Genomic DNA, 20,629 nt, shown 5'->3' with positions numbered 1-20,629 from the left:
GAACTGGCGACGGCAGGGGTGAGGTAGCTGTATGCGCCGGACAGGGGATCACTCACCTCGAGCGCGGTTAATGAGGTTTAGCCCAGCCGCGCCGAGGGAGGAGTCGGTGACAGCAGGCCGGAACGAATTCCGTTCGTCAATGCGCGGGTTAAGGACGGCGGACGATCACCATCCACCCGGTCGAGCCTTCCGCTCGAGAGGAGGAACCATGCTCCGTTCTCGTGGCATCGCGACCATCCTGATGACGGCACTTCTTTTGGGCGCTGTCGCAACACGGTCGCATGCCATCCCCGCCTTTGCCCGCAAGTACAGAGTTACCTGTTCGGTGTGCCACACCACCGTGCCCTCGCTGAACGACTTCGGCGAGCGGTTCGCTAGCAACGGGTTCGAGTTCATGCCCGGGGAGACTCCGCAGGACACCATCGCCACGGGCGACGAGCTGCTGCGGCTCCTCGAGCGGATCAACTTCGCCTTCCGGGTCGATTCATACGTCAACTCGCGCAGCGCACGCCGCGCTGGCGGTCCCTCAGTCGACATGCAGTTCCCGTACGGCATCAAGCTGCTCACCGGCGGCCCGATCGCCAACCGGGTGAGCTACTACATGTACTTCTTCATGAGCGAGCGGGGCGAGGTGGCGGGACTCGAGGATGCCTACTTGCAGTTCACCGACATCGGCGGGAGCGGGGTGAGCGTCATGGTGGGGCAGTTCCAAGCCTCCGACCCGCTGATGAAGCGCGAGCTTCGCCTCGAGTACGAGGATTACCAGCCGTACCGCGTGCGGGTCGGCGAGGTCAACACGGATCTCACCTATGACCGGGGCGTGATGGCGAGCTACTCCCCGCGGAGCGGCACCGATCTCACCATCATGCTGCTCAACGGAGAGGGGCTCACGCCGTCCGACGAGCGGCGCAACTTCGATCGCGACAGCGGGAAGAGCTTCGGGGTACGCTTATCACAGGACGTGGGACCGCTTCGAGCCGGGCTCTTCGGATACTACGGCTCCAGTTCCCGAGACGGCGAGGACAACCGCCTTCTCATCTTCGGTCCCGACGCGACCCTGCCGCTGGGAGACAACGGCGAGCTCAACCTCCAGTACCTGCGACGGCTCGACGACAACCCGTTCTTCCTGGACACCGGGGCGGAGGAAACCACTGTCGACGCCGGTCTGGCGGAGATCGTCTACTGGCCCCGCGGCCGTACGGGCAGGTGGGCACTGACCGGGCTCTACAACTACGTCTCTTCGGACGATGCGGTGATCTCGCTGCGACTCGGTGAACAGCTGGACGAACCGGGCTATCTCGACCGCTATCACACTGCCGCGGTCGCAGCGAACTACCTCCTGCAGCGTAATATCCGGCTGCTGGTGGAGACCGGCTGGGACTTCGAGGTGGAGAGCGCTCGCCTCACGGCGGGGTTCATGGCCGCCTTCTGATCCTTTGTCCCGGCGGAAGCCGCTAGGCCGTCTTCCACGACGGCCTGGCGGCGTCTTTCTCACCTTCCTCGACCCGCCTGTGCTCGGCGTGGTAGACCCGTAGCAGCTCGAAGAAGTAGGTGATGGCCAGAGGGCCGAGCAGCACGCCGATCAGCCCCATGTACCGGACGCCAGCAAAGGCTCCGACCAGCGTCACCATCGGGTGGATGTTGGAAACCCGCTTGAAGACGATGAGCCGCACGATGTTGTCGATGTTCGCGGCTCCCAGCCCCCCGATCAGGGCGAGCGCGATCGCGCCGCCGAATCGTTCGGTAAGGAGCAGGACCACCACGGCCGGGAACCAGACGATGGCGCTGCCGAGAACCGGCAAGACCGATACGATCCCCGTCACCATCCCCCAGAAGAGAGAATTCGGCAGCCCCACCAGCCAGAAGCCCAGCCCGATCATCGTCCCTTGTACCACCGCGGTGAGGGCGATCCCCAGCAGCGCGGCCTCGGTCACGCTGTGGAAGCGTGCGCGCAGCAGGTCGGCGTTCTCCGGCGAAAAGGGCAGGTAGCTGCGCACCGTCTCCCACGCACCCGGCCGCGCGACCAGCAGGTAATAGAGCCCGAAGAAGGTGATGACGAGGTTGAGGACCGTTCGGGTGATGCTGCCAAAAACGCTGAGCGCCTGTTGCGAGAGCCAGCTCAGCAGGCTCCCGCTCGCGGAAGTGAGGTGGGCGCCGATTTCCACTCCCCCCACGCGCAGGGCGGCGATGCGGTCGAAGACAGGACTTTGAGGAAGCCCTCGCAGGATCTCCGGACCTTGGTCCATCGCCACGGTAACCAGCAGAGCGCCGGGGATCAGGATAAGCAGCAACGCCCCCAACAGCACGACGGCGGCTGCCCACCGCAGCCCGATTCGCAGAGCGAGGCGGCGGTGCACCGGCGCGCACACCACGTACAGCACCCCGGCACCCATCAACCCCACCGTGAAGGGGAGGATGAGGAAGAGGATCACCAGCCCGAGGCCGACGATCACCCAGCCGGCGCCCACGCGCCCGTTCATGGAACCGCGCCCGCGCGCGGCAAGCTGCGGCGGCTTCGGATCCAGGCCGTAGCCTGCCCGATCACCGCCGGCGCGAGCGCGAAGGGCACGATGAGGGACCAGTCCGCTGCCGTGAGTCTCACGAGACCGAGAATGGAGGTGAGGGGCGCGAAATAGACGGCCAGCAACTGCAGGAACACGGTGACCGCAATCGCCCCCAGCGCCCAGGGATTGCGCGTCGCCGCCTCCCAACCGACTACGGGCTTATCGTCGCGCGCGTTTCCGAGATGGAAGATCTGCGCGAGCGCGAGCGTCATGAAGGCGACCGAAGTGCCCCGGCCCCTGTCTCCGTCGCCCGCCAGTGCGAGGACGAAAGCGCCGAGGGTCGCGCCGGTGATGAACAAGCCGTAGATGGAGATCCTGGCGAGGAAGCCGCCCGATAGGATGGCTTCCTGCGGGTGCTTGGGCGGGCGTTGCATCACGTCGCTCTCCCCCGGCTCCACCGCGAGGGAGAGGGCCGGGAAAGTATCCGTGACAAGGTTCAGCCAGAGGATCTGCAGAGGCAGGAGCGGTTGCGGCAGACCGGCAAGGCTGGCGAACAGCAGGACGAAAACCTCGGCGAGATTACAGCTGAAGAGATAGAAGACGAACTTCCGGATGTTGTCGAAGATCACCCTCCCCTCTTCCACCGCCGCGCCGATGGTCTGAAAGCGGTCGTCCTGCAGTACGACGGCGGCCGCCTCCTTGGCCACGTCGGTTCCCCGGCCACCCATCGCCACACCGATGTCCGCCTTCTTCAGGGCCGCCGCATCGTTCACGCCGTCGCCCAGCATGGCGACGATTTCGCCACGGCGCTGGAAAGCGTTGACGATGCGTAGCTTGTCCTCGGGCGGGACGCGGCTCAGCGCGGCGATGTTCGGCAGCTCCTCCGCGAGCTCCGCATCGGAAAGCGACCTGAGGCGCCTACCTTCCATCACCCCCTGCCCCTCCCGCACGATTCCCAGCTCCTTCGCGATCGCCTCCGCGGTGAGCGCCTGGTCGCCGGTGATCATCACGGTGCGGATTCCGGCCGTGTTGAAGGTGTCGATCGTCTCCCGCACGCCAGGCGCGGGTGGATCACTCATCCCCACCAGCCCAACGAAGGTCAGATCGCGCACCGCTTCTTCGTCGGTGGAGTCGGCGGCCGCTTCGGCGAGGGCGAGCACGCGCAGGCCGCGCGAGGCCATCTCCCGGTTGCGGGTGAGAATGCGCTCGCGGGATGGATCGTCCAGCGGTTCCACTCCCTCGTCGGTGGCCACCCGGGAGCTCCGCTCGAGGATCCGCGCTGGCGCCCCCTTCACCACCACCCGGCGTCCCTCGGGAGTCTCGTGGAAGGTGGCCATCAGCATGCGCTCGCTGGAGAAGGGGAGCTCCGCCACCTCCGGCCATTCGCGCTGAAGGGCCGTGGGATCGAGCCCGGCCTTGCGTGCCGCCACGAGCAGAGCGGCTTCGGTCGGGTCTCCCCGAGCGGTCCAGCCTCCGTCGGTTCGATCCAGGCCGGCGCGGTTGTTCAGCGCGCCGATCCTGAGTGCTGAGCGCAGCACCGGGTCGGCCCCTGCGTCCACCGACTCTCCGTCGCGGGTGACGACACCGTCGGGAGCATAGCCGGCGCCGGTGAAGCGGTACTCGTGACCGCCGGCCCAGAGCTCCGCGACGGTCATCTCGCCCGCGGTGAGCGTTCCGGTCTTGTCGGTGCAGACGACCGTCGCGGAGCCGAGCGCCTCCACGGCCGGAAGGCGCCGCACGAGCGCTTTGCGCCGGGCCATGCGCGAAACGCCCACCGCGAGAGCGATGGTGGAGACGGCGGGGAGGCCTTCGGGAACGGCGGCGATCGCCAGCGCCAGCCCCGTCTCGATCATGCGGCCGAGCGGCTCACCCCGTAGCAGCCCGACCGCCACCACGACCGCGGTGACCGCGAGCGCGACCCAAACGAGGCGCTGCCCCAGGGCATCGAGACGGTGTTCGAGGGGTGTCCGCTCCTCATGAATCCCGCCGACCAGCCCTCCGATCCTCCCCACCTCCGTCTCCATCCCCGTCCGCACGACCAGCGCGCGTCCGCTTCCCGCCACCAACGCCGTGCCCATGTAGACCATGTTCACCCGCTCGGCCAGCGGTGTGTCGGGCTCGAGCGCACGGGTCGGGTTCTTGTTGACGGGCACCGACTCCCCGGTCAGCGGGGCTTCGTTGACCCGAATCTCCGTGCCGCTCAGGAGTCGCGCGTCCGCAGGCACGGACTGGCCGGCCTCCAGCTGGATCACATCGCCGGGGACGAGCGTCTCCGCCGGTAGCTCCCGCGGCTGCCCGTCCCGCACGACCACGGCTTGCGGCACTTCCAGGCGCATCAGCGCGGCGACGGCGACTCGCGCGCGGTACTCGGTGGAGAACCCGACCACCGCGTTGATCACGAGCACCGCCGCGATCGCCGCGGCATCCACCGGATCACCGAGCACCAGGGCCACCCCCGCGCCGACGACCAGCAGCGCCATCACCACGCTGCGGAATTGGTCGGCCAGGATCTTCCAGGCGGAAGCCCTCTCGGGAGGACGCAGGCGATTGGGTCCGTAGCGGGCGCGGCGAGCCTCCGCCTCCGCCGACGTGAGACCGGCGGGGGCCGACCCCAGGCGCTGGAGCGCCTCCTCCGTCGTCAGAGCGTGCCAGGCGTTGCTCGGCTCCGTCTCACCCGTATGCGCCGACATGCTCCCGGGAGCCGCGCGCGACCTGGCGGAGGTCGACATCTCCGCTATGCGTCAACGCGCATCCGCCCCACTCAACCGCTGGCGCTCCTGGCGCCACATCGCTGGAGGCACCAGCAACACCGAGCAGGGCGCGCGGCGAGCGACCCCGGAGGCCACGCTGCCGATCAGGAAGCGTCGCAGGGGCCCATGGCCGTGCGTTCCGATCACCACCAGGTCCGCGTGATTCTCCCCCGCCAGCCGCGTGATCTCCTCGACCGCCGACTGCCCCCAACGTACGCGGGTCACGACGTTCAACGACTCCGCGCCGGGGACACGCGAAACGACCTCCTGCACCTCCTGGCCGAGCCGCTCGACGATCCGGTCCGGATCAATTCCCAGCTCGGGGATGTTCATGGCCTCGGGGAGGATGTGCTCGACATCGAGCTCGGTAGCGTCGCCGCCCCCGAGCAGGACTCCCCATCCAATCGCCACCTCCAGCGCAGCGGTGGCGGCGGCGGAACGGTCCACTGGCGCGACGATCCGGCGTAGCGGCAGCGAAAGGGTCCCGCGTGCCACCAGACACGGTACCTCGGCGGATCGGATCACCCGATCCGCCGTCCCCCCCAGGACATCGTCGCCGAAACGGCGGCGGCCGTGGGGCCCCACCACGATCAGGTCCGCGGCGACCGCCACCGCCCCGTCGAGGATCGCCTTGTGCGCGACGTAGACCTCCACGCGACGGCTTCCCACCGACACCCCCTCGGGAATTCCTCGCCGGATCTGTTCATCGAGTCGCTGCTCCGCCTCTTCGATCCGTTGCGCGAAGGTGACGGGCGCGGTCGACTTTCGGACGCTGGCTTCGGGAGGAAGATCGAAAGCGTTGAGCAGGTGCACCGTCGCTCCCGTCGCGCGGGCAATCTCTCCAGCGGCGCGGACCACTTCGTCGGACTCTTCCGACAGATCGGAGGCAACGAGGATGCTGGTTATCTTTTCCATGGTCAGCTGTTCGGTTGATCGTCCTCCGTCGTCTCCTCGCCGATGCCCCTCGCCGGGACTACCAGAACGTCGCACGCGGCGCGGCGCGAGATCGACTCCGCCACGCTGCCGATGAGCAGCCGCGAGAACCCGCTCCTGCCGTGCGTGCCCACCACCAGCAGATCGGCCCCCCATTCTTCCGCCTCCGCCCGGATCTCGGCCGAAGGGTCGCCGAGTCGAACTCTGCCCTCGCACGACACGCCCTCCGGCGTCCAGCGCTCGAGGAAGGGATCGAGGTCGCGCTCTCGAACGGATTGCAGGAATGACGGCTGGACGTCCGGGACGACCGGGAGACTCTGACCCACCACGAACAGCGCGCGGAAGTCTGCCTGTGGGTCCGCCAACCGCCGCGCGATTTCCAGCCCGTTGCGGTACAGTGACCCGCTTAGCTCAGACAGATCGGTGGTCAGCAGGATCTTTCGCGGGCGGGATGGCGCCAGGCTGCGCTGGATCATCACCGGAACCGCCGAAGTCCGGACGATACGACCGGCCGTGGTCCCGAGAACTGCGCGCGAGATGGCCCCCCGCTCGGTGACGCCCACCATGATGAGATCGGCCCCGGTCTCCTCCGCCACATTCAGAATGGCGAGATCGGGGGGACCCGGGAGCACGCGCGCCTGGACCGTGCTGGCGCCGAGAGAGTTGATCTGCTCCTCGAGCTGCCGGAGCAGCGCCTGCTCCGCGGCCGTTGCCAGTTCCGGATCCATAGTGACTATGTCCGGATAGGAGGCGATGAACGGATCGGGGAGCCGGTAAGTGTGCACCGCGATGATGGTGGCGGCGCGGTCGCCGACGAGGCGAACGGCCGCCTGCAGCAGAGGGTCGGGCTTCTCGAGCTGGCCGACCCCCACCACAACGGTGCCCAACGAGCGGTTCATCTGACCTCCCGGGTTGGCCTGATCTGGGTGGGTTTCGATCGAACTTCGTTCCGGAAGCTCGATATGCAGGAAGCAATCCGCGGCACGCGGGCAAACGTCACTGTACTACGGGGACCAGCGGGATTACCGTATGCGGGGCGAACGCGGCCGGACCGCCTGCCCGGCCGCCCCCGCATTTCCACACATACCGTGGACGCGCAACTCTCCTCGACCCGACCTCCGCCTCCCCTCGATCCCACCGCGCCCGAGGCGGTTTTCCGTGCTCGCAAGGTCTCCAAGATCTACCGGATGGGGGAGGTGGAAGTACACGCCCTCCGACAGGTGGACCTGGATCTTTATGCGGGGGAGCTGATGATCCTGCTGGGTGCGTCGGGGAGCGGGAAGAGCACCCTCCTGAATATTCTCGGTGGCCTGGACGTGCCGACGAGCGGGACTGTCTGGTACCTCGATCACAACCTGAGCGAAGCCGACGAGCGGGAGCTGACACGCTATCGGCGGGAGCACGTCGGTTTCGTCTTTCAGTTCTACAATCTGATCCCCAGCCTCACCGCCCGCGAGAATGTCGCGCTGGTGACCGACATCGCATCGGATCCGATGGACGCGGAAGCGGCGCTCGAGCTGGTAGGACTGAGCGAGCGGAAGGACCACTTTCCCGCCCAGCTTTCCGGCGGCGAGCAGCAGCGGGTGGCCATCGCGCGTGCGATCGCCAAGCGGCCGGACGTGCTGCTCTGCGACGAGCCCACCGGGGCGCTGGACTTCCAGACGGGGAAGCGGGTTCTGGAGGTCCTCGCGCGGGTCAACGAGGAGACCGGCACCACGACCGCCATCATCACGCACAATGCCTCCATCGCTGCCCTGGGCGACCGGGTGTTGCGCATGAGCAGCGGCCAGATCGTCGAGGAGCGGCGCAATGAGCGCCGCGCATCACCGGACGAGATCGAATGGTGAGGCAGGGGTGAGGACGTTGAACCGTAAGCTGCTCCGCGAGCTTTGGGCGCAGCGCGGACAGATGGCCTCGATTGCCGCTCTGGTGGCGGTCGGGGTGATGACGGTTCTCACCCTACGCGGAACCTACGAGGCGTTGGTCGACGCGCGCGACCGGTACTACCGCCAAGCGCGCTTCCCGGACGTCTGGTCCAACCTGGAGCGAGCACCCGAATCGCTGGTGGCCCGCATTCAGGAAATTCCGGGCGTGGCATCAGTCACGACCCGGGTGACCTTCGCCGCGGCCCTGGACGTTCCCGGCGTCGAGGCGCCGGCGCTGGGGCTTTTCGTGTCGGTGCCGGAGCGGCGACGTCCAGACGTCGGCGACATTCATCTGACCAAGGGGCGCTACCTCTCGCCCGGCGCGCGCAACGGGGCGATCATCAGCGAGAACTTCGCCGAGGCCAACGGCTTCGTGCCCGGCGACACGCTCCGGGCCGTGCTCAATGGTCGCCTGCGTCGACTGGACATCGTCGGCGTGGCGATCTCGCCGGAGCACACCTACGCCGTGCCCCCCGGCGCCCTCTTTCCCGACGATGAGCGGTATGGCGTGATCTGGATGAGCCGGGAGGCCCTGGGACCGGCGTACGACATGGATCGCGCCTTCAATGAGGTGGTGCTGACGCTCGCCCCCGGCGCCAGCCGCAACGCCGTGATCGAGGAGCTCGATCGTCTGCTGGAGCCGTACGGGGGATTGGGCGCCTATGGGCGGGAGGACCAACCGTCGCACTTGATCCTGCAAGGCGAGCTAGATCAGAACCGCTCGCTGGGGACCGTAGTGCCGGCCATCTTCCTCGGCGTTGCGGCCTTTCTCCTGAACGTGGTGCTGGGCCGCATGGTGGCCACCCAACGGACCGAGATTGCGGTCCTGAAGGCCTTCGGCTACGACGACGTCGAGGTCGGGAAGCACTTCCTCGGGTATGCGCTCGCCGCGGTGGTGGTCGGTGCGGTGATGGGCTGCGGCCTCGGGGTGTGGCTGGGGCACTCGATGGTGAACCTCTACACCGAGTACTTTCGCTTTCCGGAGCTGCGCTATTCGCTGCGCCCGTCGCTGCTGCTGATTGGGGTGATGGTGAGCGTGGCGGGGGCGGCGCTGGGAGCGCTGGGGGCGGTGCGCCGAGCGGTGCGCCTGCCACCTGCCGAGGCGATGCGCCCGCCAGCGCCCGCGCACTTCCGACCCGGCTGGGCGGAACGGGCGGGGCTCGGCGAGTTGCTCCCACCGTCGGGCCGGATGATCCTGCGCAATATCGAGCGGCAGCCGATCCGGACGCTGCTCTCGGCGACTGGGGTGGCCATGGCGGTGGCCATCCTCGTCACGGGCATGTTCACGTTCGATGGCGTCGGCTACATGATGGACCTTCAGTTCGGCAAGGTGCAGCGGGAAGACCTCTCGGTCACCTTCAACAACCCTCTGCCGCGTTCGGTCCGGTTCGAGCTGGCCCACCTGCCCGGTGTCACGCGAGTGGAACCTTTCCGAGCGGTCGGTGCGCGCCTGAAGGCCGGCCACCGCGAGAAGGAGGCGGCCATCACCGGGATCGAGCCCGAACCGCAGCTTCGCCGTGTCGTCTCCGCCAGCGGGGCAGTTCAACCGGTGCCGGCGGAGGGGCTGGTGCTCAGCCGGATGCTCGCAAACAATCTGCGGGTCGAGCCCGGTGATCTGCTGACGGTGGAGATACTCGAGGGCGAACGCCGCACCGACGAAGTTCGGGTAACCGGCATCGTCGACGACTTCGTCGGTCTCTCCGCTTACATGCGACTCGACGCGCTGGATCGCCTGGTGCGCGGGCCTCGGGTGGTCTCGGGCGCCTACCTGGCGGTGGAACCCGACGCCCGCAGGGAGCTGGGGGCGCGGCTGAAGGAGCTTCCCGTGGTTGCGAGCGTCGCCTCGCCCGCCGACATGCTGGTCAACTTCCAGACGCAGCTCGAAGAATCGCTGCTGATCTCCGTCTTTTTCATGCTCGCCTTCTCGGGTGTGATCGCGGTGGCGGTCGTGTACAACGGAGCGCGGGTGGCCCTTTCGGAGCGGGGACGGGAGCTGGCCAGCCTGCGGGTGCTCGGCTTCTCGCGCCGCGAGGTGGCGGTGCTACTGCTGGGAGAGCAGGGCGCGATCACGGTCGCCGCCATCCCGCTGGGATGGATCATCGGGTATCTCCTGGCCGCGGCGATGGTCGCGGGACTGGCCACCGAGAGCTACCGGATTCCCCTGGTGGTGAGCACGCAGACGTACCTGTACTCGGCTCTGGCGACCCTCGCGGCCGCCGCGCTGAGCGGGCTCATCGTACGTCGACGGCTCGACCGGATCGATCTCGTCGAGGTGCTGAAGACCCGGGAATGACCCCGACCGACCCTGAACTCCGGAGCAGATGACGAAGAAACGGTGGGTCATCGTTGGCGTCGTGACCGCGCTGATCCTGGTGGCGATGCTGGGGATGTGCGGCTCCGCGGTCCAGGTGGAGGTGGCGGTCGTCGGCCGTCAGACGCTCCGTGTCCGGGTGGAGGAAGAGGGGATGACGCGGGTCCGGGATGAGTTCGTGATCGCTGCCCCGGTAGGTGGACAGCTCCATCGGATCCACCTCGAGGAGGGCGATCGGGTGGCGGCCGGCGAGATCGTCGCCCGACTCGCACCGGCCCCGGAGGACGCCCGGACCCGACGCGTGACCCAAGCCCAGGTCGACGCGGCCGAAGCCCGTCGCAATCAGGTGGCGGCAGAAGCGGAGCAGGCGGAAGAGCGAGCGAGACAGGCCCGGCTCGAGGCGGAGCGCCGGCGCGTGCTGGCGGAGGCGGGAGCACTGAGTCGCGAGGCAATGGAACAGGCGGAGCTCCAGGCGAGCACCGCCGCCCGCCAGGCCGAGGCCGCGCGCGCCGCGCTGCTGGCGGCCGACGCTGAAGTCGAGGCGATGCGAGCCTCCCTGCTCGGTGCCACCGGCTCGGGAGCTCCAACCGTGGACGTGGTATCACCGGCCTCCGGCCGGGTCCTGCGCGTGCTGGAGGAGAGCGAGCGGGTGGTGCCCCCCGGCACCCCCCTGCTGGAGATCGGCGACGCGGACGGGCTGGAAGTCGTCGTCGACGTCCTGTCGACCGACGCGGTTCGCATCTCCCCCGGCGATCGCGTACTGGTGGAGGAGTGGGGCGGCGATCGCCCGCTCGAGGGGAAGGTGCGCCGCGTGGAGCCCGCGGCGTTCACCGAGGTCTCCGCCTTGGGCGTCGAAGAGCAGCGGGTGAATGTGATCGTGGACCTTCTGGCGGCGCCTCCCGAGTTGGGGGCGGGATATCGGGTTGAAGCGCGGATCGTGGTGTGGGAGGGGCAGGATGTGCTCACCGTGCCCACCAGCGCACTCTTCCAGCGAAACGGTGAGTGGTGCGTCTTCGTGGTCGAAGGCGGCCGCGCCCGGCTGCGCCCCCTGAAACTGGGTCAGCGCAGCACGGAGGCGGCAGAGGTGATCGAGGGCCTGCAGGAGGGCGACACAGTGATCGTCTTCCCCCCGGCCGACGTAGAAGACGGGGTGAAGGTCAAGGCGGGATGAGGGATCAACAATTGGGAAGAGGAAATGGCCACCTACGATAGCGAGCTCGCGAAGAAGTTGAACCTGAAGAGCGGAATGGCCGTGCGCGTGGTGGGGAAGCCGGCCGAGGTCGAGCTGGACGGACTTCGCGTCGTCGACGACCCCGGGGCGGACGGCGTGCTCGTCTTCCTTCGTGACCAGAAGGAAGCGGATAAACTCGCCTCTGTCGTTCGGGAGGCCGCGAAGGCCGGCAAAGTCACCTGGATGGCATATCCAAAAGCGAAGCAGCTCGGGACGGACCTGAATCGGGACATCCTCTGGCAGACGATGCAGCCACACGGGATCGAGCCCAACCGTCAGATCTCCATCGACGAGGTGTGGAGCGCGATGCGGTTCAGGCCGCAGGGCGGCTGAGGGAGAGAAGGACCGGCGTCGCCGCCTGCTTTTTGCAGGTCCTGGCTACGCCACAGGTTTCTGCTTTCCTTTACCGGAAGGAGGCGGCTCATGCGGAGCACGGCACAACGCGGGGCTCTGATCTTTGGTGTGGTGTTCCTGCTGGTGGGCGTGCTGGGACTGTTCATTCCGAGCGGCATGTCGATGAATGCCGATATGGACACCAGCGCCCGGCTCTTCGGCTTGTTCCCCGTGAATCTCCTCCACAATCTGGTTCACATCGCCTTCGGCGTCTGGGGCATCGTGGCGGCCCGGAGCTTCGGTGGCGCACGCACCTTCGGCCGCGTAGGGGCCGTGATCTACGCCTTGCTGGTCGTGCTCGCGTTCATCGATCCCACGACCTTCGGACTCGTGCCCATCGGATCGCACGACATCTGGCTCCACGCTATTCTTGCCGTAGGCCTGGCATACATCGGCTTCGCGGGCGAGAGCGCACCGGCGCGCGCCTGAAGCCACCCTGCACACCGCGGCCGGCCCCGCCCGGGCCGGCCGCCTGCCGTCCACATACCACAGCGTGGCCTCCATGCTACGGCACACCATCGCCGCGCTTGGCTGGGTAGCGTTCGCTCTCGTCCGAGCCGGGCATGCTCCCGCCCAGCAAAACCCTGACTTCCCCGTCGTCGAGACCGACTCGGTCCTCCTGCGCGAGCTGCAGGGAATCGTCCAGGGTTTCGACGGGAAGGTGGGTGTTTATGTCCGCCATCTCGACAGCGACCGGGGAGTGGAGATCCACGCGGACTCACTCTTCCCTACCGCCAGCCTGATCAAGGTGCCGCTGTTGGTGACCTTGTTCGATCGGATCGAACGGGGCGACCTCTCTCTGGAAGGAACGGTCGCCTACCCGGACACTCTCACCTACCATTACACCGAGGCGACCGATGTAGTGGGCTACATGGAGCCGGGAGATACTCTGCCGCTCTCAGAAGTGGCCTTCCTGATGCTCTCGGTAAGCGACAACCACGCCAGCCTCTGGATCCAAGCGCTGGTGGGTGGGGGATCGACGGTCAATGAATGGCTGGCCGGACACGGCTTCCGCCAGACCCGGGTGAACTCGCGAACCCCGGGTCGGGAAGCGGCACGCGAGGCCTACGGGTGGGGCCAGATGACCCCGCGTGAGATCGGCGAGTTGCTGGTGATGATCCGTGAAGGCAGAGCGGTCAGCCCGGCCGCCTCGGAGACAATGTACAGGATGTTGACGAGCAGCTACTGGCGAGACGTAGCCGTCTCCCAGATCCCTCCCACCGTCCAGGTCGCCTCGAAGCAGGGATTCGTGAGCTCGTCCCGCTCGGAGGTCCTTCTGGTCGACGCACCGGGCGGTGATTACGTGCTGGCGGTTGCCACGCGCGATCAGGCGGATACCCGCTGGGGCCCCGTGAACGAAGGAGCCGAGCTTCTGCGGAATATCTCCCGCGCCGTCTATCGCCACTTCAACCCGGACGACGCCTGGCGGCCTGGAGCCGCCACGCGGTAGCTTCCGGGTTCACCGCAGACCTCCATTCCGGCGCCCCAAACACGCATGCGCATCAAGCTCTCCGGCGATCGCCGCGCCAGCATCCTCCGCTCGATCAAGCAGCACTACCTGGACGAGTTCGACGAGGAGATCAGCGACTTCAGGGCGAACGGGCTGCTCGACTTCTTCGTGAAGGAGCTCGGCCCGCCGGTTTACAACCAGGGCGTGCGCGACGCGGCCGCCTTCGTCCAGGACAAGCTGACGGACATCGAAGGAGAGGTCTACGAGCGGGAAAGCCCGCCCTGAGACCCCCATCGACCGCCTTGATGGAGGTCAGGACGGCACGCAATGTAGAGGCATAGCCGCGCCGATACAGCCAATCCCGGTCGAGGTCGTCATGCAGCCCACAGCGACGGATCCCCGGTCGGTCCTTGCCGCCCGCATTACCGAGCACCGGGAAAAGGTCGAGCGCCGAGCCGCTCAACTGAAGCGGGTGAACATACGCGTCATCGCGCTGAACCTGCTCTTCTCGAGCCTGGCCACGCTGCTGGCGGGGCTCACAGCCGCCACCGGACCCCTGATCGGAGAGGGCTCGGCCGCCTGGCGATGGACCTGCGGCATCGTGGCGGTAGCGACCGCCGGAACGGCGCTCACGACCGGAATTCAGCAGCGCTTCAAGGTCCCCGAAGCCATGGCCCGTGCACTGACCTGCGTCGCTCGCCTCCGCTCTCTGGAGCTGGCGCTGCAGCTCTCGACGCTCACGCCGGAGGAGGTGGGGCAACAGTACGAGCAGCTACTGGCGAGCTACCCGGAAGAGCTCGCCTGAAGGAGTAGCGCCAGTGGATGCCAGCGCGGCGGCTCCGGGCGGCCCGATCCGTCTGGAGCCTCCTTTCATCCTCTTCTTCAGATTCTTTCAGAGGCCCATCGATCACCGTTCACGTCGACGTCATGAGAAAGCACCTCGAGCTCGCTACCGCCTTCGCCTGCGCAACCCTGGTCCTCTCCAGCAACCCCGCCATCGCACAGCGAGGCATCACGCTCAAGGAAGCTTACCAGGGAGCGTTCAAGATCGGCGTCTCGGTGGGCCGAGGCGTGGTCAGCGGAGCCGACAGCAGCGGTCGGCGGCTCGTGCTCGAGCACTTCAACTCGATCACCGCCGAAAACGCGATGAAGGCCGGGCCCATCAACCCGCGCCCGGGAGTCTACAACTGGGGTCCGGCGGACTCGATCGTGGCGTTCGGCGAGGCACACGGGATGTTCATCGTCGGCCACACCCTGGTCTGGCACAATCAGACGCCGGACTGGTTCTTTCAGGACGAGAACGGGAATCCGAACACTCCCGAACAACAGATCGAGCGGATGCGCCGCCACATCGAGGCGGTGGCCGGGCGGTACGCCGGCCGCGTCCATGCCTGGGATGTGGTCAACGAGGTAATCGACAACGACGGCTCCTACCGGCAGACCAGCTGGGTACGCGCCGTGGGGGACGGCGACGAGCTGGTGAAGAACGCCTTCCGATTCGCCGCGCAGTACGCCCCCGATGCCGAGCTCTACTACAACGATTTCAACGCCTGGAGGCCTGCCAAGCGCGACGGCATCGTCCGCATGGTCCGGATGCTTCAGCGTGAGGGCATCCGCATCGATGGGATCGGCATGCAGGGGCACTGGGGCCTCAACTACCCGAAGACCGAGTACATCGAAGCCGCAATCGATTCCTTCGCCGCCCTGGGCGTGAAGGTGATGATCACGGAGCTGGACGTGGACGTTCTCCCGCTGACGCGGGAGGGGCAGATCATCGGTCGGGGGATGAGCGATCCGCAGTTCCAGCTCGAGGAGTTCGAGGCCTATCTCGATCCGTACAAGGAGGGACTGCCGGAGGAGGTGCAGCAGCAGCTCGCCGAACGCTACGCCGAGCTCTTCGAGATCTTCTACCGCAAGCGGGACAAGATCGACCGGGTCACGTTGTGGGGGGTGCACGATGGGGCGAACTGGAAGAACAACTACCCGATCCCGCGGCGGACCAACTACGCCACGCTGTTCGACCGCGAGCGACAACCCAAACCCGCCTTCCACGCGGTGATCGCCGTGCCCGAGGACTAGCCGGGCTGGCCGGGAGAGGCGTCCGCTCGCAGAGAGCCCCCAAGGGCAGTTCCGGCGACGCCATTCACCGTTCCGCCTTCCGAGCCGAGTGGCCTCGTCTTCCACGCCCTTCCCGATATGTCGATTGCGGTCCGGTCGGTTCGACGTCGGTGAGAAGGCAGTCTCGTTCACCCTCTCCCGGAGGAGACCATGCAGCGCGCCCACATATACGTCAACTTCGCAGGCAATTCGGAGGAGGCTTTCGAATTCTATCGACAGGTCTTCGGTGGCGATTACATGGGGGTCTTCCGCTACCGGGACATGGGAGGAGAACAGATGGGCCTCTCGGGGAGCGATCTCGACAAGATCATGCACATCGCCCTCCCGCTTCCCGACGGTACCCTCCTCATGGCCACCGACGTGCTCGAGTCGACAGGTCAGAAGCTGACGCAAGGGAACAACTTCTACATCTATGTGGAGACCGACTCGGCGGACGAAGCGCGGCGCCTCTTCGACGGCCTGAGCAACGGCGGCGCGGTGGAAATGGACCTTGCGCGCACCGAATGGGCGGAGCAGTATGGCTCGCTCCGCGATCGCTTCGGAGTTCAGTGGATGGTCTCGTATACCGGCAACGTGCAGTTCGGCGCGCAACCGGCCGCGTGATCGGGGTTCACCAGCCGTAGCGCTGCACCATGAAGACCCAGTACTACACGGCCTCGAGCCTGGACGGCTTCATCGCCGACGCGGACAACTCGCTCGAATGGTTGTTGCAGTTCGGCGATCCGCCGGAGGGTGGCTACGAGGAGTTCATTCGCGAAGTCGGTGCGGTCGCCATGGGCTCGACGACGTACCAGTGGCTCCTCGACAACTACATCCACCTCGACCAGCCCGATCAGAAGCCGTGGCCGTACGATCAGTCGGCCTGGGTCTTCACCACCGGCTCCCTGTCCGCGGTGCCGGGTGCCGACATCCGCTTCGTGCGGGGGGACGTTCGCCCCGTCCACCAGGCGATGGCCGAGGCAGCGAACGGCAAGAACATCTGGCTGATCGGCGGCGGGGAGCTGGTGGGGCAGTTTCACGACCACGGCCTGCTCGATGAGCTGATCGTGACCATCGCCTCCGTCACTCTGGGCGGGGGCGCCCCCCTGTTGCCGCGTGCGATCGTATCCCCGCCCCTGAAGCTCATTTCCGCCCGGGCTCAGGGGGAGGGCTTCGTGGAGCTCCGGTACGAGGTGCAGAAGGAGCGCTGATCATGCGCGAGCAGGAACGCCTCGACCCCTCCATCCTCTCCCGCGCGGATGGGGTCGAGGCGGAAATTCTCCAGGAGAAGATCACCACCCTGCGACGAGCGGGCGAGAAGCTCGAGGAGTCACTCGCGGCGCTGAGAGAGTTCGAGAAGGAGCGGGGTGGTGGCCACTCCGCCGAGCGAGAGGCCCTGGTGCGCTCGGCTTCCGAGGCGCTCTTTCACTACGTGGTGCAGCGCGAGGCGATCGGCCTGCGGGATACGGACCGGCTCCTCGACGAGCTCGACGTGCCGGCCGACGTGCGGCTGGGAATGGGAGTGCGGGAGCGGCCCTATACGCCCATCTCCTGCCAGGTGCACGATCGCTTGCTCGCACTGGCCACATTGCACCGGGAGTGCACCCTCGAGCTGGAATCCTTCGGGGGCACAGTCGAGACCGTCCGCGGCGTCATCGAGGACGTGTATTCCTACCAGCGGGCCGAATACCTTCGGCTCGATAACGGGCGGACGGTTCGTCTCGACGCCCTCCTGAGCGTCGATGGCGAACCCGTCCCGCCCGCTTGAGCTGCGTCGGCCACGATCTACCTGAAGCCCCGAGATAGTCTCAGTTCGCGGCGTTTCCCTGGCCGGTCCAGGTGAGGGCACCGGTTTCCCCGTTCAGAAAGGGGAGCACGGTGGTGACCAGCTGTGGGGCCATGAAGATCTCGTAGTGGGTCAGCCCGGGCAGGATGGCGAGACGGTTCTGCGACATGTTCTCCCGCTGCCAGCCGGCATCACGGTGCCCGCCGCCCAGCAGCTTGTAGAACTCGACCATGTGCTCGGGCCTGTACATGTCGCTGTCTCCGAACACCAGCATCACCGGCATGCGAAGCGACTTCACCTCTGCGGACCAATCGTAGGGCTGTCGCATCAGCGCCCCCATGTTATCGAGGAGGCGCGGAAACTCGTCCGGCTTCGGGGCCACCGAAACATACGACTGGTACATCGGTGTGCCCTTCATCGCCTCGACCATCTCCGCTCCCACCTGCTCCTGCTGAGGGATCATCTCGGGGAAGAATCCGTCGCGGGAGAAGCCGGCCGACACGAGGACCAAGTGCCGCACGCGTTCGGGATGCTGCACGCTGAGGCGGAAGGCGACTCCGCCACCCATGGAATAGCCGAGGACGTCCACCTGCTGGTAGCCGAGCTCTTCGAGAAGCACAGCCAGATCATCGCCCATGTCTACCAGGCTGATCTCTCGCTCACCTAGCGGCGTCCGTCCATGACCGTGAAGGTCGACCGCGATCACCTCGCGCTCGGCGGCCAGGGCGGGAAGGATGGGCCTGAACATGTCGATCGAGCCGAGACCGCCGTGTAGCAGGAGTAGTGGCTCCCCGGCACCGTGAATCTCGTAGTAGTAACTCACACCGTTCACGGCTACTCGCCCGCTGCGCACCTGCTGTCCCATCAATGGACTGACGAAGGCTGCGCTGCCGGACAGTGTCGCTGCCGTCAGCAGGACGAGGGCGGTCCGCGAGGTCGGCGCGCGGCTCACAAGGGCGCCGGGACGGGCGGTGGGCATTTGACGATCCTCCAGCTCGAGTTACTCGCGCGGACTTGCCAAGGGGGCCGCGCACAACCCCTTCGCAGGAGCGTCGAACCAACCTCTACTGGATCGACATTGCCGTCTCACCCTCAGTTTGCGATCCCGACCATGCTTCGCCTCCTACTGCTGGTCTTGCTCCTGATCGTCGTTGCGGTTACCGTCGCCCCGGGGCTGATCAAGACAATGACCTGGGTCCTGGCATTCCTTAGCATGCTCATACTGGGTGACCTTTTGCTCGCCGGCATCCGACGGATGCGGGGACGCCAGCGCCGCTGAGCGGCACCAGGCAGTGTAGACTCGGCGGCCATGGGAAAGGACGCGGAATACCCCATACTCCATCTGGACTCCGGTGAAGCCTGGCGAGAGTGGCTGGAGGCCAACCACGCCACCTCCAGCGGGGTGTGGCTGCGAATCGCCCGGAAAGGAGCCGACCTCAGCTCTCCGACACGCGAAGAGGCGCTGGATGCGGCGCTCTGCTATGGCTGGATCGACGGGCAGGCGCGCAGTGAGGGAGAGACCTCGTGGCTGCAGAAATTCACCCCGCGAGGGAAGCGCAGCACCTGGTCGAAGCGCAATCGGGAGAAGGTAGAGCGCCTCATCGCCGCCGGGCTGATGCGACCGGCGGGAATGAGGGAGGTCGAAGCCGCCCGAGCGGACGGGCGATGGGATCGTGCCTACGACTCCCCGGCCACCGCCAGCATTCCCCCGGATCTCGAGGCTGCCCTGGAGCAGAGCCCGCGGGCGAAGGAGTTCTTTGCTTCGCTCAACTCCATTAACCGATACGCCATCCTCCATCGCATCCAGACCGCGGTGAAGCCCGAGACCCGCGCAAGACGAATCGAGAAACTCGTGGCGATGCTCGAGCGCGGCGAGAAGCTCTACTGATGAGACGCACAGCGGCTATCCATCCCCGGACTCCGGCGGCATGAGCCTGCTCGCTCTCTGGATCACGACCTTCGGCGTCTGCGTGGCCGGCGCCATCGTTCCGTTCATCAACACCGAGATCTACCTGGTGTCGGTTTCGGCGATCAGCCCGCACGCGTTCGTCGGGCCGCTCGTGGTCGCCGCATCGGTCGGACAGATGGTGGGCAAGGTGGCGATGTTTTACGCAGGGCGAGGCGTGCTCCACATGGGGATGGAGCGGGTGCGGAGGCCGGTCGAGTCCCTGCGGCAAAGCCTTGATGAACGACCGATCTTTGCCCGCGCCCTGCTACTCAGCAGCGCCCTCGTGGGACTTCCCCCGCTCTACGTGGTCTCCGTCGCCTGCGGAACCATCGGAATGAGCGTCGTGACCTTCTTCGTAATCGGCCTGGCCGGTCGGCTGGTCCACTTCGCGGTGGTGGCTCTGATCCCGCAATACGCCCGGATGCTGATCGGGTGATCCGAACTCCACCCCTACCCGGAGGTGTGCGGTGCCACGATTCGCCGTTCAAGTCATCCTGGCCCTGATCACCTCGGCAGCCCTCCACGCGCAGGAGGGGCAGCCGCGCGACCTGTTCAACGGGCGGGACCTCAGCGGCTGGCACGCCGACGTTCCCGCGATGGACGACGATCCTTCCGCCAGGAGTCCTTTCCTGGTTCGCAACGGCCTGCTGGTCAGCCTCGGTAAGCCGGGCGGTCACCTGCTGACCGACGAGGTGTTCGAAGACTACCGACTGGAGGTGGAGTACCGATTCGCCGGAGAGCCGGGCAACGCGGGGGTACTGATCCACGCCTCCACTCCCCGCGCGCTGTACGACATGTTCCCGCAATCGATCGAAGTCCAGATGATGCACACCAACGCCGGCGATTTCTGGAGCATCGTCGAGGACATCAAGGTGCCGGACATGGAGAGACGCCGCGGACCACCGGAGACCTGGGGATCAACCGGGGACAAGCAGCGCCGCACGCCCAACCTGACTGACGGCTCCGAGCACCCAGTGGGTGAATGGAACCGTATGGTGATCGAGGCCGTTGACCGCGAGATCAAGGTGTGGGTGAACGGTGACCTCGTGAACTACGGCTTCGATGCCACCGCCGAGCGTGGACGGATCGCGCTGCAGTCCGAGGGCTCCGAGGTGGAGTTCCGCAAAGTCCGACTCACGCCGATCCGGCAGCTCAGCGAGGAGACACCCTGAGCCCCCCTGCATCCGGCGGTTGCGGGCCCGGGTCACAGATTGATTGTGTTCGATAGACGCTGTCCCTAAGCTTGGTAGGTGCGGCAGCGGGGCGCACCGCCGGCTCACTCTCGAGAAAGGAGTGTTGCT

General features: G+C 66.7%; 22 protein-coding genes. 17 read left to right on the top strand and 5 right to left on the bottom strand.

Features of this window, described 5'->3' with window-relative positions:
- The first annotated feature begins 208 nt into the window (after positions 1 to 208).
- Complete coding sequence (locus tag VF167_04675) at positions 209 to 1,432, top strand: hypothetical protein (protein HEX6924696.1); 1,224 nt, start codon at positions 209 to 211, stop codon at positions 1,430 to 1,432.
- 22 nt (positions 1,433 to 1,454) lie between these two features.
- Here VF167_04675 and VF167_04670 read toward each other — a convergent pair whose 3' ends face one another.
- Genes VF167_04670 through VF167_04655 form a run of 4 tightly spaced genes read right to left on the bottom strand, consistent with a single transcriptional unit; the run spans position 1,455 to position 7,086 of the window.
- Entirely contained in the window at positions 1,455 to 2,480 is a 1,026-nt protein-coding gene (locus VF167_04670) for an AI-2E family transporter (protein ID HEX6924695.1), read from the bottom strand.
- Positions 2,477 to 5,233, bottom strand: coding sequence for a cation-transporting P-type ATPase (locus VF167_04665; GenBank protein ID HEX6924694.1), 2,757 nt, complete (start codon positions 5,231 to 5,233; stop codon positions 2,477 to 2,479). The genes VF167_04670 and VF167_04665 overlap by 4 nt, the downstream gene beginning before the upstream one ends.
- Before the next feature lie 12 nt (positions 5,234 to 5,245).
- Positions 5,246 to 6,169, bottom strand: a complete 924-nt coding sequence (locus tag VF167_04660) for a universal stress protein (protein HEX6924693.1) — start codon at positions 6,167 to 6,169, stop codon at positions 5,246 to 5,248.
- Between the two features lie 2 nt (positions 6,170 to 6,171).
- Positions 6,172 to 7,086, bottom strand: a complete 915-nt coding sequence (locus VF167_04655; GenBank protein HEX6924692.1) for a universal stress protein — start codon at positions 7,084 to 7,086, stop codon at positions 6,172 to 6,174.
- Between the two features lie 189 nt (positions 7,087 to 7,275).
- On the opposite strand from VF167_04655, the gene VF167_04650 reads away from it, so the two are divergent.
- From VF167_04650 to VF167_04595, 12 genes are all read left to right on the top strand, one after another.
- Entirely contained in the window at positions 7,276 to 8,034 is a 759-nt protein-coding gene (locus VF167_04650) for an ABC transporter ATP-binding protein (GenBank protein HEX6924691.1), read from the top strand.
- Positions 7,997 to 10,405, top strand: coding sequence for an FtsX-like permease family protein (locus VF167_04645; protein ID HEX6924690.1), 2,409 nt, complete (start codon positions 7,997 to 7,999; stop codon positions 10,403 to 10,405). Before VF167_04650 ends, VF167_04645 begins: the two co-directional genes overlap by 38 nt.
- Before the next feature lie 28 nt (positions 10,406 to 10,433).
- The gene (locus tag VF167_04640; GenBank protein HEX6924689.1) at positions 10,434 to 11,594 is read left to right on the top strand and encodes an efflux RND transporter periplasmic adaptor subunit; all 1,161 of its coding nucleotides are present in this window, start codon (positions 10,434 to 10,436) and stop codon (positions 11,592 to 11,594) included.
- 24 nt (positions 11,595 to 11,618) lie between these two features.
- A complete protein-coding gene (locus VF167_04635) occupies positions 11,619 to 11,987 on the top strand; it encodes a hypothetical protein (protein HEX6924688.1) in 369 nt (122 codons plus the stop codon).
- 90 nt (positions 11,988 to 12,077) lie between these two features.
- Positions 12,078 to 12,476 (top strand): DUF4383 domain-containing protein, encoded by a 399-nt coding sequence (locus VF167_04630; GenBank protein HEX6924687.1) that lies wholly within the window; start codon positions 12,078 to 12,080, stop codon positions 12,474 to 12,476.
- 73 nt (positions 12,477 to 12,549) lie between these two features.
- Positions 12,550 to 13,497, top strand: coding sequence for a serine hydrolase (locus VF167_04625; GenBank protein HEX6924686.1), 948 nt, complete (start codon positions 12,550 to 12,552; stop codon positions 13,495 to 13,497).
- A gap of 45 nt (positions 13,498 to 13,542) precedes the next feature.
- A complete protein-coding gene (locus tag VF167_04620) occupies positions 13,543 to 13,782 on the top strand; it encodes a DUF2164 domain-containing protein (protein HEX6924685.1) in 240 nt (79 codons plus the stop codon).
- Positions 13,783 to 13,873: 91 nt separating this feature from the next.
- A complete protein-coding gene (locus VF167_04615; GenBank protein ID HEX6924684.1) occupies positions 13,874 to 14,302 on the top strand; it encodes a hypothetical protein in 429 nt (142 codons plus the stop codon).
- A gap of 122 nt (positions 14,303 to 14,424) precedes the next feature.
- Positions 14,425 to 15,576 carry an endo-1,4-beta-xylanase gene (locus VF167_04610; GenBank protein ID HEX6924683.1) on the top strand — a complete coding sequence of 384 codons (1,152 nt, stop codon included), beginning with the start codon at positions 14,425 to 14,427 and terminating at the stop codon, positions 15,574 to 15,576.
- Positions 15,577 to 15,765: 189 nt separating this feature from the next.
- Entirely contained in the window at positions 15,766 to 16,218 is a 453-nt protein-coding gene (locus VF167_04605) for a VOC family protein (GenBank protein ID HEX6924682.1), read from the top strand.
- Positions 16,219 to 16,247: 29 nt separating this feature from the next.
- Positions 16,248 to 16,805 carry a dihydrofolate reductase family protein gene (locus VF167_04600; protein ID HEX6924681.1) on the top strand — a complete coding sequence of 186 codons (558 nt, stop codon included), beginning with the start codon at positions 16,248 to 16,250 and terminating at the stop codon, positions 16,803 to 16,805.
- Between the two features lie 2 nt (positions 16,806 to 16,807).
- The gene (locus VF167_04595) at positions 16,808 to 17,362 is read left to right on the top strand and encodes a DUF6665 family protein (GenBank protein ID HEX6924680.1); all 555 of its coding nucleotides are present in this window, start codon (positions 16,808 to 16,810) and stop codon (positions 17,360 to 17,362) included.
- A 40-nt stretch (positions 17,363 to 17,402) separates the two neighbouring features.
- On the opposite strand, the gene VF167_04590 is transcribed toward VF167_04595, so the two are convergent.
- Positions 17,403 to 18,359 carry an alpha/beta hydrolase gene (locus VF167_04590; GenBank protein ID HEX6924679.1) on the bottom strand — a complete coding sequence of 319 codons (957 nt, stop codon included), beginning with the start codon at positions 18,357 to 18,359 and terminating at the stop codon, positions 17,403 to 17,405.
- Between the two features lie 132 nt (positions 18,360 to 18,491).
- On the opposite strand from VF167_04590, the gene VF167_04585 reads away from it, so the two are divergent.
- The 4 genes from VF167_04585 to VF167_04570 are packed head-to-tail and all read left to right on the top strand — an operon-like array spanning position 18,492 to position 20,500.
- The gene (locus VF167_04585) at positions 18,492 to 18,659 is read left to right on the top strand and encodes a hypothetical protein (protein HEX6924678.1); all 168 of its coding nucleotides are present in this window, start codon (positions 18,492 to 18,494) and stop codon (positions 18,657 to 18,659) included.
- A gap of 30 nt (positions 18,660 to 18,689) precedes the next feature.
- The gene (locus VF167_04580) at positions 18,690 to 19,268 is read left to right on the top strand and encodes a YdeI/OmpD-associated family protein (GenBank protein ID HEX6924677.1); all 579 of its coding nucleotides are present in this window, start codon (positions 18,690 to 18,692) and stop codon (positions 19,266 to 19,268) included.
- A gap of 40 nt (positions 19,269 to 19,308) precedes the next feature.
- Positions 19,309 to 19,764 (top strand): VTT domain-containing protein, encoded by a 456-nt coding sequence (locus VF167_04575; protein HEX6924676.1) that lies wholly within the window; start codon positions 19,309 to 19,311, stop codon positions 19,762 to 19,764.
- A gap of 31 nt (positions 19,765 to 19,795) precedes the next feature.
- On the top strand, positions 19,796 to 20,500 hold the full coding sequence (locus tag VF167_04570; protein HEX6924675.1) for a DUF1080 domain-containing protein: 705 nt from the start codon (positions 19,796 to 19,798) through the stop codon (positions 20,498 to 20,500).
- Positions 20,501 to 20,629: the final 129 nt, after the last annotated feature.

The sequence above is a fragment of the Longimicrobiaceae bacterium genome, assembly GCA_036375715.1.
Taxonomy (GTDB): Bacteria; Gemmatimonadota; Gemmatimonadetes; order Longimicrobiales; family Longimicrobiaceae; genus DASVBS01.
This window is presented reverse-complemented; position numbering and strand designations above follow the sequence as displayed.